Origin of the sequence: Bradyrhizobium sp. HKCCYLRH3097 (assembly GCF_051167875.1) — a bacterium.
GTDB lineage: Bacteria > Pseudomonadota > Alphaproteobacteria > Rhizobiales > Xanthobacteraceae > Bradyrhizobium.
Genome location: NZ_JBNPTX010000001.1, coordinates 908,271 through 925,545, shown reverse-complemented (window position 1 = coordinate 925,545; position 17,275 = coordinate 908,271). Strand labels below are relative to the sequence as shown.

The 17,275-nt window shown below is 66.1% G+C and carries 16 protein-coding genes; 9 read left to right on the top strand and 7 right to left on the bottom strand.

Annotated elements, in window-relative coordinates; translation table 11 throughout:
• The first annotated feature begins 44 nt into the window (after positions 1-44).
• Complete coding sequence (locus ACQR0U_RS04150; RefSeq protein ID WP_315713731.1) at positions 45-431, top strand: hypothetical protein; 387 nt, start codon at positions 45-47, stop codon at positions 429-431.
• 73 nt (positions 432-504) lie between these two features.
• On the opposite strand, the gene ACQR0U_RS04145 is transcribed toward ACQR0U_RS04150, so the two are convergent.
• Positions 505-1,227, bottom strand: a complete 723-nt coding sequence (locus tag ACQR0U_RS04145; protein WP_315713730.1) for a hypothetical protein — start codon at positions 1,225-1,227, stop codon at positions 505-507.
• Positions 1,228-1,429: 202 nt separating this feature from the next.
• Between ACQR0U_RS04145 and mbfA the strand changes: the two genes are divergently transcribed.
• From mbfA to ACQR0U_RS04130, 3 genes are all read left to right on the top strand, one after another.
• Positions 1,430-2,401, top strand: coding sequence for an iron exporter MbfA (mbfA, locus tag ACQR0U_RS04140; protein ID WP_315713729.1), 972 nt, complete (start codon positions 1,430-1,432; stop codon positions 2,399-2,401).
• Between the two features lie 78 nt (positions 2,402-2,479).
• Positions 2,480-3,010 (top strand): cytochrome b, encoded by a 531-nt coding sequence (locus ACQR0U_RS04135; protein ID WP_316167340.1) that lies wholly within the window; start codon positions 2,480-2,482, stop codon positions 3,008-3,010.
• 78 nt (positions 3,011-3,088) lie between these two features.
• Positions 3,089-4,558, top strand: a complete 1,470-nt coding sequence (locus ACQR0U_RS04130) for an amidase (protein ID WP_434842650.1) — start codon at positions 3,089-3,091, stop codon at positions 4,556-4,558.
• Between the two features lie 188 nt (positions 4,559-4,746).
• On the opposite strand, the gene ACQR0U_RS04125 is transcribed toward ACQR0U_RS04130, so the two are convergent.
• Positions 4,747-5,835, bottom strand: a complete 1,089-nt coding sequence (locus tag ACQR0U_RS04125; RefSeq protein ID WP_434842649.1) for a Zn-dependent alcohol dehydrogenase — start codon at positions 5,833-5,835, stop codon at positions 4,747-4,749.
• 40 nt (positions 5,836-5,875) lie between these two features.
• Entirely contained in the window at positions 5,876-7,660 is a 1,785-nt protein-coding gene (locus ACQR0U_RS04120) for an acyl-CoA dehydrogenase family protein (protein ID WP_315825925.1), read from the bottom strand.
• Between the two features lie 110 nt (positions 7,661-7,770).
• Here ACQR0U_RS04120 and ACQR0U_RS04115 point away from each other — a divergent pair, with 110 nt between their 5' ends.
• Positions 7,771-8,790: a glutathione S-transferase family protein gene (locus tag ACQR0U_RS04115; protein WP_316194835.1), complete on the top strand. Its 1,020-nt coding sequence runs from the start codon at positions 7,771-7,773 to the stop codon at positions 8,788-8,790.
• A 95-nt stretch (positions 8,791-8,885) separates the two neighbouring features.
• Entirely contained in the window at positions 8,886-9,587 is a 702-nt protein-coding gene (locus ACQR0U_RS04110) for an SDR family NAD(P)-dependent oxidoreductase (RefSeq protein WP_315713724.1), read from the top strand.
• A 250-nt stretch (positions 9,588-9,837) separates the two neighbouring features.
• Here ACQR0U_RS04110 and ACQR0U_RS04105 read toward each other — a convergent pair whose 3' ends face one another.
• Together ACQR0U_RS04105 and ACQR0U_RS04100 are read right to left on the bottom strand one after the other, a co-directional pair.
• Entirely contained in the window at positions 9,838-10,458 is a 621-nt protein-coding gene (locus ACQR0U_RS04105) for a GNAT family N-acetyltransferase (RefSeq protein WP_434842648.1), read from the bottom strand.
• A gap of 77 nt (positions 10,459-10,535) precedes the next feature.
• Positions 10,536-10,739, bottom strand: a complete 204-nt coding sequence (locus tag ACQR0U_RS04100) for a DUF1127 domain-containing protein (RefSeq protein ID WP_315713722.1) — start codon at positions 10,737-10,739, stop codon at positions 10,536-10,538.
• A gap of 114 nt (positions 10,740-10,853) precedes the next feature.
• Between ACQR0U_RS04100 and ACQR0U_RS04095 the strand changes: the two genes are divergently transcribed.
• From ACQR0U_RS04095 to ACQR0U_RS04085, 3 genes are all read left to right on the top strand, one after another.
• Positions 10,854-11,774, top strand: a complete 921-nt coding sequence (locus ACQR0U_RS04095; RefSeq protein WP_315713721.1) for a transcriptional regulator GcvA — start codon at positions 10,854-10,856, stop codon at positions 11,772-11,774.
• 120 nt (positions 11,775-11,894) lie between these two features.
• Complete coding sequence (locus ACQR0U_RS04090; protein WP_316167333.1) at positions 11,895-13,205, top strand: MFS transporter; 1,311 nt, start codon at positions 11,895-11,897, stop codon at positions 13,203-13,205.
• Between the two features lie 109 nt (positions 13,206-13,314).
• Complete coding sequence (locus tag ACQR0U_RS04085) at positions 13,315-13,797, top strand: CinA family protein (protein WP_315713719.1); 483 nt, start codon at positions 13,315-13,317, stop codon at positions 13,795-13,797.
• Positions 13,798-14,011: 214 nt separating this feature from the next.
• Here ACQR0U_RS04085 and ACQR0U_RS04080 read toward each other — a convergent pair whose 3' ends face one another.
• Together ACQR0U_RS04080 and ACQR0U_RS04075 are read right to left on the bottom strand one after the other, a co-directional pair.
• The gene (locus ACQR0U_RS04080) at positions 14,012-15,352 is read right to left on the bottom strand and encodes an HlyD family type I secretion periplasmic adaptor subunit (protein WP_315713718.1); all 1,341 of its coding nucleotides are present in this window, start codon (positions 15,350-15,352) and stop codon (positions 14,012-14,014) included.
• Positions 15,349-17,091, bottom strand: coding sequence for a type I secretion system permease/ATPase (locus tag ACQR0U_RS04075; RefSeq protein ID WP_316172701.1), 1,743 nt, complete (start codon positions 17,089-17,091; stop codon positions 15,349-15,351). Before ACQR0U_RS04075 ends, ACQR0U_RS04080 begins: the two co-directional genes overlap by 4 nt.
• Positions 17,092-17,275 lie beyond the last annotated feature (184 nt).

The following is a 17,275-nucleotide window of genomic DNA, read 5'->3' as shown; positions in this document are numbered from 1 at the left end:
GTTGACGTTTTTGCATCCGGGCAATGCGCATCAGGAGAAGATTTATGGATAAGAAGATCGCAGGCTTGTTGGGCGCGGTCGCCGCTGTCGGCGCGCTCGGCACGGCGCAGGCGTCAGCGGCTCCGGCCCCGAGCGACGTGCTGAAGGCCAACTCCTACGCCGATCTGCTCGAGCCGATCCCGAATGCGGCCAAGGTGCTGCAGGCGCTCGACGAGCAGGCGCCGCCGGAGGCCGAACCGAAGGTGCAGCTGGCGCAGTGGTACCATCACCACCACCATCATCACCACCATCACCATGGCTACTGGCGCGGCTATGGCTACGGTCCTGGCTATGGGTACGGCTACGGCCCCCGGGTCTATGTGGTGCCGCGCCGGTACTACCATCACCACCACCATCATCACCATCACCACTGGTACTACGATCGCTACTGATCGTTGAGAGGTGAAAGCTCAGGGGGCGCCGACCGTGAGGTCGGCGCTCTTTCGTTTGAGGAAGACGGAAGCGTCAGGACTTGCGCGCCTTGTCCTTCGCCGCGCGATGCAGGTGGCGGTAGGTGCCGTCGAACACCGTGTCGGTGCTCGACACCCATTCGGTCTCCTTGGCGAGCACCGGACGGCTGGCGTGGATGCGGCGCGACTGCAACTCGCGCTCGGCCGCCTCGTCCGGAGTCATGGGCTCGACCGTGAAGTTTGCCTCCTCCGGAATCACGATCACCTGAGCGAACGGCTCGCCCGGACGGAAGATATGCGTCCGCCCTTCCGCGGGCGCCTTGAACACGCAGAAGAACAGCATCGGCCAGAAATTGCGCACCAACGCCGGCACCGCGATCGGGCAGGTATCGCTGCGGTCGGTATAGAAGCGCGGATGCGGCTCGGTCCGGATCGCGAAGCCGTTGGGCACCTTGAGATCGAGCAGGATCTGGTAGGTGTAGAAGGCATCGCCAAAATTGCGGAACGGCGGCCATTGCAGGCTCGGGCTCGGCGGCTCGCCCCAGTCGCCGGAGAGCTCCAGCTTGCCGTCGCGCGTGGTGACGTGCAGCTCGAAGTCGTACGGATAAAATAGCTCGATGCCATATTGCGCACCTTCCGAGAATGGTACGCAATGCCAGACCTGCTCATGCGAGCCATTCGCTCGTGGCTGGCGTTCGCCTGCCCAGCCCGGGATATCCATCCGGGTGCGGCGCGGCGCCAACCCTGGATCGTTGAGCCGATATTTGACGCTATCCATGAGAACTCCTTAGGTGGCTGAGCGGAACGCGAACGACGGACTATCCTCGCAGTTCCATGACTGGAGCTTGAATGCGCTGTCACCAAAGGGTTTCGCGACCAATCAGCGGCCGGAGTTTGACCGCGGTGCGGCAAATCCATATAGACTTTAGAAACGTTCTAAACACTCGAATGTTGAGAGCGAGAGATCCGGGGACCTTGGAATGAAGAACTTCGCCGACCTCACCGAGCGCGAGATCCTGGCAATCGCGATCTCGGCCGAAGAGGAAGACGGCCGTATCTATATGAGCTTCGCGGAGGATCTGGCGGAACGTTATCCGGATTCAGCCAAGCTGTTCGAGCAGATGGCCGAGGAGGAGAAGGGCCACCGCCACATGCTGCTCGAACTCTATGAGGAGCGCTTCGGCAAGAACCTGCCGCCGATCCGGCGCGAGAACGTCAAGGGCTTCATGCAGCGCCGGCCGATCTGGCTGACCAAGAACCTGTCGCTCGACGCCATCCGCCGCGAGGTCGGCACGATGGAGTTCGAGGCCGAGCGCTTCTACGCCAAGGCGGCCGAGCAGGCCAAGGACGTCGGCGTGCGCCGGCTGCTCGGCGATCTCGCCGAGGCCGAGAAGGGCCACGAGAAGGTTGCGGCGAAACTGACCGACAAGATCCTCAGTCCGGATGTCCGGCACAAGGAGGACGAGACGCGGCGGCGCGTGTTCGTGCTGCAATATGTCCAGCCCGGTCTCGCCGGCCTGATGGACGGCTCGGTCTCGACGCTGGCGCCGCTGTTCGCCGCCGCCTTCGCCACGCATCAGAACTTCCAGACCTTCCTGGTGGGCCTTGCCGCCTCGATCGGCGCCGGCATCAGCATGGGCTTTGCCGAGGCGCTGTCCGACGACGGCTCGCTGACGGGCCGCGGCTCGCCGTGGCTGCGCGGCGCCGTCTGCGGCGCGATGACGACGCTCGGCGGACTGGGGCACACGATGCCCTATCTCGTCCCGGACTCCTGGACCAACGCGTTCTGGATCGCGACCGCGATCGCGAGCCTCGTCGTGTTCTTCGAGCTGTGGGCGATCGCCTATATCCGCGCGCGCTACATGGATACGCCGTTCCTGCAGGCGGTGTTCCAGATCGTGCTCGGCGGCATCATCGTGCTCGGCGTCGGAATATTGATAGGAGCGGCCTAGCATCCGCACCCCCGCGTCTTGCCAAACGCTCAGCCGCGAGGCTGATGGCGCCGGACCGATCACAACGGAAAACTCGTCATGACGCCACGCCTGCATTACGGCACGCCCGCGAAGATCCTGCACTGGCTGGTGGTGGCGCTGCTCGCCATCCAGTATCCGATCGGCTGGCTGATGCCGGACCTGCATGCCAATACACCCCCCGGCGCGCCGATGATCCTGCACATTTCATTCGGCCTCACCATTCTGGCATTGATCGCCGTGCGCTTCGTCTGGCGGCTCACCCATCCGGTCGCACCGGAGAGCTCGCTGCCGCCCTGGCAGCGGCTGAGCTCGGAGGTCGTGCACTGGATGCTCTATGTGATGGTGCTGGCGAGCACCATCACCGGGTGGCTGTTCGCCTCCTTCCGCGGCTGGAGCGTGTCGTTCTTCTACCTGTTTCCATTGCCGATGCTGGCGGCGCGCAACCCGGCCGGTAACCGCGCCATCGACGGGCTGCACCAGGCCTCGGAATGGCTGCTGCTGATCCTGATCGTCGTTCACGTCGCCGCCGCACTCGCGCACGTCTTCATCTATCGCGACCGCGTCATGCAGCGGATGCTGCCGGGCTAGAATCCGCAATTTTGGTCAAGCGATCGCCATCCGCATTGGTTAAGACTCCCGGCAAACATCGCACCGGGAGGATCGACCTTGGCCGCACCGCAATGGACGTTCGCAACCGCCGTCGACACGGCGAGGGCGTTGGCAGATCGCGAGATCTCGTCGGTCGAGCTGACCAAACTCGCCATCGACCGCATCGAACGTCATGACCCCGAGATCAACGCCGTCTGCGTGCGCGATTTCGAGCGCGCGCTCGCTGCCGCCGACGCCGCCGACGCCGCGCTGGCGCGCGGCGAACGGCGGCCCCTGCTCGGCCTTCCGCTCACGGTGAAGGAATCCTACAACGTCGCCGGCCTGCCGACGACCTGGGGTTTTCCGCAGCACAGGGATTTCATCGCGGCCGAGGATGCGCTGACGGTGACTCGCGTGAAGGACGCCGGTGGCATCGTGCTCGGCAAGACCAACGTGCCGCTCGGGCTCGGCGACTGGCAGAGCTACAACGACATCTACGGCACCACCAACAATCCCTACGATCTCGGCCGCACGCCGGGCGGTTCGTCAGGCGGATCGGCCGCCGCCCTGGCGGCCGGCTACGGCTCGCTGTCGCTCGGCTCCGATATCGGCGGCTCGCTCCGGGTGCCGGCGTTTCATTGCGGCGTCACCGCGCACAAGCCGAGCTACGGCCTGGTGGCCTCGCGCGGCCATACGCCGCCGCCGTTTCAGCCGCTGCCGGGCGAGGCCGACCTCGCCGTCGTCGGCCCGATGGCGCGCTCGGCCGCCGATCTGTCGCTGCTGCTCGATGTGATCGCAGGCCCCGACCCGCTCGAGGCCGGCAAGGCATATCGCCTCGACCTGCCGCCGCCGCGCCACGGTCGCCTGCCGGATTTCCGCGTGCTGGTGGTCGCGAGCGATCCGCTGCTGCCGACCGACAGCGCCGTGCGCGGCGCGATCGAGCGGCTGACGGCCGACCTCGCACGGGCCGGCGTGAGCGTCACGACGGACAGCCCGCTGCTGCCGGACTTCGCCGCAGCGAGCCGGCTCTACATGCGCATGCTGCTCGGCTTCATCGGCGCCACCATGCCGGCGGAGGTCCACGCCGGCGCCAGTCACGCGGCCACGCAATTGCCGAAGGAGGCAGCGAGCCTCGCGGCCGAGCGGCTGCGCGGCATCGCGCTCAGCCATCGCGACTGGGTGCAGGCCGGCGGGGCGCGGGCGCGGCTGCGCGCGCAATGGCGAACGCTGTTCGAGCAGTTCGATGCCGTGATCTGCCCGATCATGCCAACGCCGGCCTATCCGCACGACCATTCGCCCGACCAGGAGCAGCGCCGCATCAGCATCGACGGCGTCGAGCATTGCTACACCGATCAGCTCGCCTGGCCGGGCATCGCCACCTTGCCCGGACTGCCCGCCACCGCGATTCCGCTTGGACTCGCCGACGGCCTGCCGGTCGGGGTGCAGATCGTCGGCCCGTTCCTCGAGGACCGCACGCCGCTCAAGCTCGCCGACCTGATCGAGCGCGAATTCGGCGGCTTCGTCCCGCCGCCGCGGTTCGCGAACTAGTTCGCGATCGGGCTTATTCAACAACGCCTCGCCAAATTCCGCCGTCGTCCTACATCGTCATGGCCGGGCTTGACCCGGCCATCCATCTTGCAGAGAGGCTGGATGCCCGGGTCAGGCCCGGGCATGACGGGTAACTAATAGGCAGACCCGCCGAACCTCATCACCTGCCTCACACCCGACCACCCACCTCACGCATCGAACATGATCACGCTGCGCAGCGTCTTGCCTGCCTTCATGTTGGCAAAGCCCTCGTTGATCTCCGACAGCTTCAGCTTGGCGGAGATCAAGTCCTCCAGATGCAGCTTGCCGCGCAGATAGAACTCGACGAGGCGGGGCATGTCGACGCGAAAGTGGTTCGAGCCCATCGACGAGCCCTGGATGCGGCGCTCGCGCAGGAAGTCGAAGCCGTGCAGCTCGATCTTCTGGCCGAACGGGATCATGCCGACGATGGTCGCGGTGCCGCCCGGCGCCAGCATCGCGAACGCCTGCTCGGCGGTCTCCTTGCGCCCGAGCACCTCGAAGGCGTGGTGCACGCCGCCCTTGGTGAGCTCGCGCACCTGGGCCACGACGTCGCCCTCAGTGGGATTGATGATGTCAGTCGCGCCCAGTTTCGTCGCAAGCTGCAGCTTGGCCGGATTGGTGTCGATGGCGATGATGCGGCCCGCGCCCGCGATCTCGGCGCCGTTGATCGCAGCCATGCCGACGCCGCCGCAGCCGATCACGGCCACCGTCTCGCCGGCCTGCACCCGCGCCGTGTTGACGACCGCGCCATAGCCGGTGATGACGCCGCAGCCGATCAGCGCTGCGAGATCGAGCGGCATGTCCGGGCGGATCTTCACAATCGCGTTCTCGTGCACCAGCATCTGCTCGGCGAAGGACGAGAGGTTGAGGAACTGGTGCAGCTTCTCGCTTCGTCCCCATGACAGCCGGTTGGAGGCGCCGGGCGGCATCTTCACCGTCGTATCGGTGCACAACACCGGGCGGCCCGTGGTGCAGTTGTCGCAGGTGCCGCAGAACACGGACAAGCACGTGACGACGTGATCGCCCGGCTTCACATAGGTCACGTCGGCGCCGACCTGCTCGACGATCCCAGCCGATTCATGGCCGAGCACGGCGGGCAGCGGATGCGGGTACAGGCCTTCGATGAAGTGCAGGTCGGAATGGCAGAGACCGGCAACCGCCGTGCGGATCAGCACTTCCCGCGGCCCCGGCTTGGGCACACTGATGTCCTCGATCACCAGCGGCTTGTTGACCTCCATCAGCACGGCGGCTTTCATTGGCGTTCTCCCGATCTTGTTTGTTGTTGGTCGCGGCAAGCTACGCCGCTGACAGCAGTTCGCCAACCTCCTCCATGTCAGCGGTACGTTCGCCGAGCAGCAGTGTCGCGATGGCATCATCCATCCTATTTTCCGCGAGCCGGAACGGATCGGACGGCGTCAGCCGGTGCGCGACGATGAGCTTTGCCAGCAGCAGCCTGCGCGCGTCGCCGCGCATCGCGTGGATGCGCCCGCTTTCCCAAGTCGTCGAGACGGCGCTCGCCACGTGATACAGCAGGCTGGTGGCGCGGCGCGCTTCGGACTCATTGTCGGCGCGTCCCGCGACCTCGCGCGCAAAGCCCACGGCACGATCCACCAGTCGATGCAGCTGATCGCGCCAGGCCTGCGGCACGGCGGCGCTGTCGTCGAGCCGCGCATGCAGGTCGGCTGCCAGCGCGGCCTCCGCACCGTGCCGGCCCACGGCGCGCTTCAGCGCATCGAGCGCGACGATGTTGCCGGTGCCTTCCCAGATCGAGCCGAGATGGGCGTCGCGCAGCAGCCGCGCGGTGACGAACTCCTCGACATAGCCGATCCCGCCGCGCATCTCCAACGCATCGCCGCAGACCTTGCGCGCGTCGCGCGTGGCGCGGAATTTCAATGTCGGCGTCAGAATGCGCAGCAGCGCCGCGGCATCCTGGCTGCCGGCCTCGGCACGGTCGAGCGCGTCGGCGGTGAGGAAGCTCAGCGACAGCGCCTGCTCGGTCGCGAGCAGGATCTTCAGCAGTTGCCGCCGCCCGAGCGGCAGGTCGACGATGCGTTTTCCGAACACCACGCGGTTGCGCGCGACCGTAATTGCGTCGTGCCAGGCCCGCCGCATCAGCGCCGTCGACTTGACGCCGTTGGAGAGACGCGACGAGTTGACCATCTCGGCCATCTGCACGAAGCCGCGATCGAGCCTCCCGACCGCATAGGCGACGGCGCCCTCCAGCTTGATCTCGCCCGAGGCCATCGAGCGCGTTCCGAGCTTGTCCTTCAGGCGCACGATCCGATAGTGGTTCTGGCTGCCGTCATCGAGGAAGCGCGGCATCAGGAACAGGCCGACGCCGCGCGTTCCCGCTTCGGCACCTTGCGGCCGCGCCAACAGCATCACGACTTTCGCATCGGCATTGGAGCAGAACCATTTCTCGCCATGCAGGCGCCAATGGTCGCCCTCCGGGACGGCGACCGTCGTCAACGTGCCGACATCGGAGCCGCCCTCCTTCTCGGTCATGAACTGGCCGCCCTGGGTCAGCTTTCTCATGTCGGTCTGCGTCAGGCCATCGAGGTACTTGGCCTTGAGCCCGTCGCTGCCGAAGCTCGCCAGCAGCTTGGCGCATCCGTCGGTGACGTTGATCGGACAGCCCAGCCCGAACTCCGCCTGGTTGAACAGGAAGGTGAAGGCGTGCTTGGCCGTGACCGGATACTTGGTCGGCCAGCCGAGAATGCCCTTCCGGATCGACATCGCGTGAATGCCGAACTCGCCAAAGGCGGCGCGCTCGAGCTCGCGATAGGCCGGATGGTACTCGACCCACTGCACGTCGCGGCCGAAGCGGTCGCGCTGGTGCAGCACAGGGCCATGGCGGTCAGCCAAGCGGGCGCATTCGTCGAGATAGGAGCCGGCGAGCTCGCCGAGACGGTCGAGATGCGGCACGAGGTGCCGAAACAGCGCCTCGGGCAGATGGATGCGCAGGAGATCGGCGAGCGCGGGGTCGGCGCGATAGAAGTTCAGCCCGGTGGTATCGGGCGCCAACAGCTCCGGCCTTGCGCCGCCGGTCATCACGTCATCGCGCCTCAGGAACTGATGCATGATCGTTAAGCCCTCGTTCGTTTCCGCAAGTCTCTGATGGACTCTTCGACAGGTTGCGCCTGATCGGATACACAACAGGCAGCGGCGTGCGCCGAACCGGGAGCAGATCCATGACCAATCAGCCGACGGAGGTTTATCGCATCTTCGGGGCGGAGATGTCGCCCTATTCGGTCAAGGTGCGATCGTATCTGCGTTACAAGGGCATCCCGCATCACTGGATATTGCGCAATGCGGAAAGCGAGGCGGAGTTCGCGCGGCACGCCAAGCTGCCGATCATTCCGCTGGTGGTCGCCCCCGACGAGGTGCCGATGCAGGACTCGACGCCGATCATCGACGCACTGGAGCTCGACTTTCCGCAACCCACGATTCATCCCGGCGACGCGCTGACGAGCTTCATCTCGGCCTTGATCGAGGAGTTCGGCGACGAGTGGGGCAACAAGTGGATGTTCCATTATCGCTGGGCGCGCGATCTCGACCAGCGCGCCTCGGCCGGACGCATCGCCCGCATCCGCGCCCCCAGGGCGGACGAGGCCGAGTTGGGCGAGCTGGCCGAGAAGATCCGCGCGCGCATGGTCGAGCGGCTGTGGTATGTCGGCTCCAACGAGATCAACGCGCCGCAGATCGAGCAGGGCTTTGCCGAAATGCTCGACCTGCTCGAACGGCATCTCTCGGTCAGGCCATATCTGTTCGGCCACCGTCCGGCCTACGGCGATTTCGGACTGTGGGGCCAGCTCTACGAGCTGTGGACCGATCCGACGGCCGGCGCCCTGATCGAAGGCCGCGCGCCGCATGTGCTGGCCTGGATCCACCGCATGCTATGGCCGCGCGCCGAAGGCGAGTTCGAGCTGTGGCCGGAACTATCACTGACCTTGATGCCGATCCTGACCCGCCAGGTCGGCGCGCTGTTCATGCCATGGACGCTCGCCAACGAGCAGGCACTGGCCGAGAACCGCAGCGTCTTCCGCGTCCATTTCGGCGACTTCACATGGATGCAGAAGCCGCAGAAGTATCACGCACGCTCGCTGGCGATGCTCCGCGGCAAATACGCCTTCCTGCACGATCGCAGCCGGCTCGATGTCGTGCTTGAGGAGATCGGCTGCCTCGCCGGATTGCAGCCGCGTCCCACCTGAGGACGCGCGGCAAAAATGTGGGGACGAGCCGTAGGAAGTCGGCCGCCGGTGCACTAGCTTGATGTCTGCGGACGCTTTGGCCCAAGGACATGCCCATGGACATCCCTGCCTACAAGATCGCCCTCATCGTCGGTGCCGGCGAGGGGCTCTCGGCCTCGTTGGCGAGGCTGTTCGCGCGCGAGAAGATCCGCGTGGCGCTTGCCGCCCGCAAGATCGAGAAGCTCGGCGCGCTCTGCAACGAAACCGGCGCCCGCGCCTACCCCTGCGATGCGACCAATCCGGAGGAAGTCGAGCGGCTGTTCGGCATCGTCGAGCGCGAGATCGGCGCGCCTGATCTCGTGGTCTACAATGCCAGCGCGCGGGCGCGCGGAGCGCTCACCGATCTCGTGCCGGCCGACGTGCAGCAGTCGATTGCCGTCAGCGCCTTCGGCGGCTTCCTGGTGGCGCAGCAGGCGGCACAGCGCATGCTGCCGAACAAGCACGGCGCCATCCTGTTCACCGGCGCCTCCGCCAGCGTGAAGGGCTACGCCCAGTCGGCGCCGTTCGCGATGGGCAAGTTCGCGCTGCGCGGCCTCGCCCAGAGCATGGCGCGCGAACTGTCGCCGCAGGGCATCCACGTCGCGCATTTCGTCATCGACGGCGCGATCAAGAGCGCAGAGCGTCAGGAAGCCGCGGAGCGCCCGAATTCGATGCTCGATCCGGATGCCATCGCCGCAAGTTATTGGAGCGTGCTGCAGCAGCCACGGAGTGCCTGGAGCTGGGAGATGGAGCTGCGGCCGTGGGTGGAGACGTTTTGAGAAGTTGATGTTCCGTATGACGTGGGCAAAGACGCACCACGATCACCGTCATTGCGAGCGAAGCGAAGAATCCAGGGCGGAGCAAGGACTCTGGATTGCTTCGCTTGCGCTCGCAATGACGCGGATCGGTGGTCGCCTCATAGCAACTGTGATCGCCCGGCTCGACCGGGCGATCCAGTACACGCAACCGACAGCTGGTGACACGGTGAGGCCGCGGCGTACGGGATGCCCCGCCTTCGCAGGCATGACGTCATTTGATCTCGGACGTGGCGACTTGCGGCGCGCGACCGACCACGCGCAAATCTGGCCCCACTGAATGAGCCACCACTCCGCTTAGACCCTTCTCGAACCGCACCAGGGTCCAATCGTCCGCATGCGGCTTGATCGTGAAACCGGCCTTGCGGGCCACTGCAATCATCACGTCGTTGGTACGCAGCGCATCGCCGGACAGGATCACGCCACCCAACGCGAGCGCGCGTCCTTCCAGATTCGCGATGAGCGCCGGACCGATGCCGTGGCCTTGCCAGCGGTCATGGACCGACAGGCCAAACTCGACACGACCGACGCCGCGATCGAATGCGTAGCGCGCCTCGGCCACGATGGCTTCGACACCTTCATGGTCCATCGTCGCGATCAGGCTGTAGCGGTCGTTGCGGCCGAGCGCGACGAAATCCTCGAGCACCGCCTTTGGCAGCTCGTTGAGTGCGCCGAGGAAACGCTTGTGGCGCGAGCGTTGGCTCAAGGACCGGACATAGCTCTGCAGCGCCTCGGCGTCGTCAGATGTGACGAAGCGCAGGCGCACCTCCTCGCCACGCCGCGTGTGAATGATGTTGGAGCCGGCAGCGAGATCGGCAATGGCGGGCGTCGGCATGCGCGGCTCCAACCGGGAAGCTTGCCGGCGCCCTCCTTTGCGGAGCGGCACCGGCGCGGCGGGATGAGTAAGGGGGATCAACCCCGCCAGAACGGCTTGTCGATCTCGGCGGCGATATCGCTGCGGGACAGACCGAGGTCGTGCAGGTCGCGCTCCGACCATTGCGCCAGCTCGTGCCGCGTGCGGTAGCGGAAGCGCCAGGCGGCGAGCAGCTCCACGACGCCGGACCAGAACCCCGGGCCATGATGTTTCGTCATTGACGAGGAGACGTAGATGGACATGAAGGCCTCCTGAAAATTCCTTGAGGCTGCAATATCGAGCGCTTGCGCTTCATCCACAAACGACATTTACTACCGTTTCGGATGAAATAACGTCATGAACCGGGGAGGCCGTGAATGGCCCGACTGCCGTCGCTGAATGGATTGCGGGCGTTCGAGGCTGCGGCGCGGCATCTGAGCTTCACCCGCGCGGCCTCCGAGCTGAACGTGACGCAGACCGCAATCAGCCATCAGATCAAGCGCTTGGAGGACGAGCTCGGGCTGCGCCTCTTCGTCCGCCAGAACCGTAGCCTGGCGCTGACGCCGCAGGCCCGCGACTATCTCCCGCTGGTGCGCGCCGCGTTCGACGATCTCCGGCTGGCAACGGAACGGCTGGTCCGCAAGGACAACGCCAAGGTGCTGACGGTCTCCACCATCGCCTCGCTGGCCGCCAAATGGCTGCTGCCGCGGCTGACGGCCTTTCAGGAGGCCCATCCCGGCATCGACGTGCGGATCACGACGTCGACCGGCCTGGTCGATTTTCGCAAGGACGACGTCGACGCCGCGATCCGCTATGGCCGTGGCCATTGGCCGGGCGTGCGGGCGGAGTGGCTGATGGCCGACGAGCTGTTTCCGGTGTGCAGCCCGGCGCTGCTGCAGGGCGACAAGCCACTACGCTGTCCGGAGGACCTCGCACATCACACGCTGCTGCAGGTCAGCGGCGGCTATGACGACGACTGGCGGCTATGGCTGACCGCGGCGGGTCTGCCGGTGGAGATGTCGAGGCAGGGTCGGCTGAGCTTCGACCTGTCGCTGATGACCGTTCAGGCCGCGATCGACGGGCTCGGCGTCGCGATCGGGCGTACGGCCTACGTCCAGGACGACATCGCCAAGGGCCGGCTGGTGGTACCGTTCAAGATGACGCTGCCGAGCGATGCCGGGTTCTATCTGGTGACGCCGGAGGGCCGGACCGATCCGCCGAAGCTGAAGGCGTTCCGGCAATGGCTGAAGGGTGCAATGCAGCAGAAGTCGGCCGCCGCCAATTCTGTTCAGGCCTAGGGCGCCTTGAGCGCAAAGCTATTGGCCGCCAGGGCTTGGCGTGGCAGATTGTCGCACCTTTCCCCTCGGCCGGCGTAGAAATCCTCCGCACGAGCCTCTCGACGGTAGGAGTTTCCCCGCGTGTCCTCAACGTCAATCCCGCAGCCGGCTACGATCCATTCGCGCATCGGCGCGATCCTGCGCGCCACCAGCGGCAATTTCCTCGAGCAGTTCGACTTCTTCCTGTTCGGCTTCTACGCCCCGATCATCGCCAAGGCGTTCTTCCCATCGGAGAACGAGACTGCATCTCTGCTCAATGCCTATGGCGTGTTCTGGCTCGGCGCCCTGATGCGACCGGTCGGCGCCATCGTGCTCGGCGCCTATGTCGACAAGATCGGCCGGCGCCAGGGCCTGATCGTGACGCTCGGCATCATGGCGATCGGCACGATCGTCATCGCATTCTGCCCGACCTATGCGACGATCGGCATCGCGGCCCCGATCATCGTGCTGCTCGGCCGGCTGTTGCAGGGCTTCTCGGCCGGTGTCGAGCTCGGCGGCGTGTCGGTCTATCTGTCCGAGATCTCCACGCCCGGCAATCGCGGCCTCTACACCTCGTTCCAGTCGTCCAGCCAGCAGGTCGCGATCTTCGTCGCGTCGGTCATCGGCTACGTGCTCAACCAGGCCATGCCGGCGGACATGGTGGCCGCCTGGGGCTGGCGCATTCCCTTCTTCATCGGCTGCCTGATCATTCCGCTGATCTTCTTCCTGCGCCGCACGCTGGAGGAGACGCCAGCCTTCCTCGCGATGAAGAAGCACCCGACCGCGCGCGAAGTATTCGCCTCGGCGCTGGAGAACTGGCGCATCGTGATCCTCGGCATGATGATCGCGGTGCTGACCACGACGACGTTCTACTTCATCACCGTCTACGGTCCCGGCTTCGGCAAGCAGCTGAAGCTGTCGGCGGCGGATTCACTGCTCGTCACTTTGCTGGTCGCCGTGACCAACTTTCTCTGGAATCCGGTCGGCGGCGCGGTGTCGGATCGGATCGGACGCAAGCCGGTGCTTGTGACCATCGCGACGCTGGCGTTCCTCACCGCCTACCCGGCGTTGCACTGGCTCGCGGCGGCGCCGAGCTTCGGCAAGCTGCTCACTGTCGAAATGCTGTTCTCGTTCTATTTCGGCGTCTATAGCGGCACCATGCTGGGCTGCCTGGTCGAGATCGTGCCTGCGCATGTCCGCACCACCTGCTTCTCGATCGCCTTTGCGCTGGCGGCTGGGCTGTTCGGCACCGCGACTCCGGCGGTCTCGACCTGGCTCATCAACAAGACCGACGACAAGGCCTCGCCCGGCTACTGGCTGATGTGCGCCGCCGTGCTCGGTATCATCGCAGCGATGACCGTCTATCGCGGCGGCCGCCAGGCCGTCGCGGCGCGCGAGCCGATCATTGCGTGATCGCTGCGAGGGGCAGCGCCTTCCTCGACGTGCGCTTTCGGCGCATGATGGTGGGGAATGAACAGCAGCCGGCAGCGGCGGGTGTCGACGCTGCCGAAGGACGACCGCCATGCAGCACCTCATCGCTGTCGCCGAGAAGGTCGCGGCACGGCTGATCGCCAAAAAGCAGACCATTGCCGTTGCGGAATCCTCCGCCGGCGGCCTGATCGCGGCGGCGCTGCTCGCGGTGCCCGGCGCCTCCGCCTATTTCCTCGGCGGCGCCGTGGTCTATACGCGCGACGCCCGCCGCGTGCTGATGGACATTCCGGACGAGGCGATGAAGGGCATCCGCTCGGCGTCGGAGCCTTATGCGGAGCTGCTGGCGCGGCAGATCAGGACGCGCTTTGCGACTGATTGGGGAGTGTCGGAGACCGGTGCCGCGGGTCCTGCCGGCAATCGCTATGGCGACGCGGCGGGACATGCGTGCTTCGCGGTTGCGGGGCCCGCGACCGCAGTCGTCACTCTGGAGAGCGGCCACAGCGACCGTTTTGCCAACATGCAGCTGTTCGCGAAGAGCGCGCTGGAGCTGTTACTCAAGAAACTCGACGAATAAGCCGCTGTCCTCCCGGGCAAGCCCGATGACGCGCAGCGTCGGCGGGCGCCAACCCGGGACCCATACTCCGCAGCAGAAATGGGGCGCGACGCGAGACGTCACGAGCATCTCGCGCCACGACTGCTCCCTGTGGTTATGGATCCCCGCGTTCGCGGGGATGACAGCGAGATTGGAGCGCTGCCCGCCGTCTCTGCAGGGACGGCAGCCGGGCCCCTCACTTCTCCCGGAACGCACGCATCAGCTGGTCGTGCAGCGGCTTCATCAGGTAGGAAATGACAGTGCGGTCGCCGGTCTGCACGAATGCCTCGACCGGCATGCCCGGGATCAGCTTGACGTCGCCGAGCCTTGCGATCTCCTCGGGCGGCATCGAGACGCGGATGGTGTAATAGCTCTGGCCGGTGCGCTGGTCGGTGGTGACGTCGGGCGAGACGCGGCTGACGACGCCGTTCAGCTCCGGCGTGGTGCGCTGGTTGAAGGCGGACAGCCGCAGCAACGTCTTCTGGCCGACCTGCAGCTTGTCGATGTCCTGCGGATTGACCTTGGCCTCGACCTGGAGATCGTCGCTCTGCGGCACGATCAGCATGATGGTGTCGCCGGCGGTGATGACGCCGCCGACGGTATGGACGCTCGACTGCAGCACCATGCCGTCCTGCGGCGCGCGGATGTCGACGCGGCGAAGCTGGTCCTCGGCGGTGACCTTGCGCTCGACGAACTCGCCGATCTTGTCGGTGGTCTCGCGCAGATCCTTGGACACCTCGCTGACCATGTCCTTGTCGACCTGGATGATCTGCAGCTCGGTCTCGCTGATCTTGCCCTTGGCCTGGGCACGCGCGGCGATGAATTGCGCGCGCTCGCCGTTGAGGCGGGCAGCGTCGCGCTCCAAGGTGGTCAGGCGCGACAGCTGCACCAGATGCTGCTCATAGAGCTGGCGCACGCCGTCGAGCTCCTTCTGGACCAGCGCGATCTCCTGGTCCTTGGCGCTGACCTGCGCGGAGAGTCCCTCGATCTCCTCGTTCAGCTGGGTGACGCGCTCGCGCAGCTGCGCCTTCTGACCAATGCGGCCGTTGACGCGGACCTCGAACAGCTTGGTCTCGCTCGCCGTCAGGCTCTTGACCTCGGGATCGCTCATGCGCTGCAGCAACTGCGGCGGAAACAGGATCTTGGCCCAGCCGCGCTGCTCGGCCTCCAGCCGGGCGGCGCGCGCCTGCAGCGCATCGAGGTTCTTGGTGACGATGGCGAGACTTGCCTTGGTCACGGTGTCGTCGAGCCGCACCACGATGTCGCCGGACTTGACGACGTCGCCGTCGCGCGCCCGAAGCTCGCCGACCACGCCGCCGGTCGGATGCTGCACCTTCTTGACGTTGGATTCGACCACGATCTGGCCGGGCGCGATCAACGCGCCGGAAATCTGCTGCGTCGCGGCCCAGCCGCCAAGCCCGCCGGCGACCGCAACGACGACGCCCATGCCGATCAGCAGGTGGCGGCGGATCGACTCGCGCACGCTCTCCGTCTTGCGGCCGCCAGGAAGTGGACCGGCAACGACCTGACTGCTCATGGCTTTGCCACTCCGGCTTCCGAGACGATCTTGATCGGCGACGGCGCACGCGGCTGCAGCACCTGCGCCAGCACCGTCTCCTTCGGACCGAACGCCTGGGCGCGGCCGTCCTTCATGACCAGCACCTGGTCGACCGCCTCGATGCCGATCGGCCGGTGCGCGACGACGACCACGATCGCGCCGCGCGCCCGCGCTGAGCGCACCGCGCGTGACAGCGCCTCGTCGCCTTCGGTATCGAGATTGGAGTTGGGCTCGTCGAGCACGATCAGGAACGGATTGCCATAGAGCGCGCGCGCCAGCGCCACGCGCTGCGCCTGGCCTGCCGACAGCGCGGCCCCCTGCTCGCCGATCTCTGTGTCATAGCCGTCGCGCATCTTGATGATCATGTCGTGCACGCCGGCTTCCTTGGCGGCGGCGATGATGCCGTCGGCGGAGGCCTGCGGATCGAAACGGCAGATGTTCTGCGCGACGGAGCCTGCGAACAATTCGACATCCTGCGGCAGATAGCCGATGTGACGGCCGAGCTCGTCCGTCGACCATTGGTCGAGCGCCGCACCATCGAGCCGGACATGGCCGCGCACCGGACGCCAGACACCGACCAGCGCCCGCACCAGCGATGACTTGCCCGACGCGCTCGGACCGATGATGCCGAGGCCATTGCCGGCCGACAACGCGAAGCTCACGTCCTGCACGATCGCCTTCTGGTCCCCCGGCGCGACGATCGAGATGGCCTCGACCGAGAGCTTGCCGACCGGCGGCTGCAGCAGGGTCGGCGCCGGTCGCTGCGGCATCGTCTGCAACAGATGGCTGAGACGGCGCCAGCTCTGGCGCGCGGCAACGAAGCTCTTCCAATGTGCGATCGCGAGATCGACGGGCGCCAGCGCCCGCGCGCTCAGGATCGAGCCGGCGATGATGATGCCCGCGGTCGCCTCCTGATGGATCACGAGATAGGCGCCGACCGCGAGCACCGCGGACTGCAGCATCATGCGCAGCACCTTGGCGATGGCGCCGAGGCCGCCGGCGACGTCGCTGGCGCGCTGGTTGCCGGCGAGATATTTTTCGTTGGTCTCGCTCCAGCGCGACAGCATGCGCCCGGTCATGCCCATCGCGACCAGGACCTCGGCGTTGCGGCGACTTGAGGTGGCGAGATCGTTGCGGCGGGCGGCGAGCCCCATCGCCTCCTTGGCCGGCGTGCGGGTGAGGAATTCGGTGATCAGCGTCAGGGCGACGAGGATGATGGCGCCGGCCAGCGCGGTAACGCCGAGCATCACGTGAAAAGCGAAGCAGATCGCCAGATACAGCGGTAGCCACGGCAGATCGAAGAACGCGCCCGGCCCCTGGCTGCCGAGGAAGCTCCTGATGTTATCGAGGTCGCGCAGCGGCTGCAGGCCCTCGTTGCGGCCGCCGGCGGACAGCGGCAGCCGCACCACGGTGTCGAACACCCGCGCGTTCAGGCTCTCGTCCAGCGCGGTGCCGATCCGGCCGAGAATGCGGCTGCGGATCATGTCGAGCGCGCCCTGGGCGGCGTAAAGCCCCGCGGCGATGATGATCAGGCCGATCAGCGTCGGCACGGACCGGCTCGGCAGCACCCGATCGTAGACTTCGAGCATGAAGATCGAGCCGGTGAGATACAGCAGGTTGATGATGCAGCTCATCACCCCGACGCCGATGAAGGCGCTACGGCAACCGCGCAAGGCATCGCTGAGCTCGGATTGCCTCACGTGAGGTGCAGCCGCCATCACCACCATCTCTTCAATTGATCAAATGAGCTACGTGGCCGCCGACCAAAAGCACAAACTGGCGGCAAACAAGGCGAAATATACTGATTCCCGCGGTGAGCGTCCAACGATGCTCACTTTAGCGTAAATTAGCTATGTGCTGGGGTATGTCGCGTGGCGCGGTGCAAACGTTCAGCCACGCCGG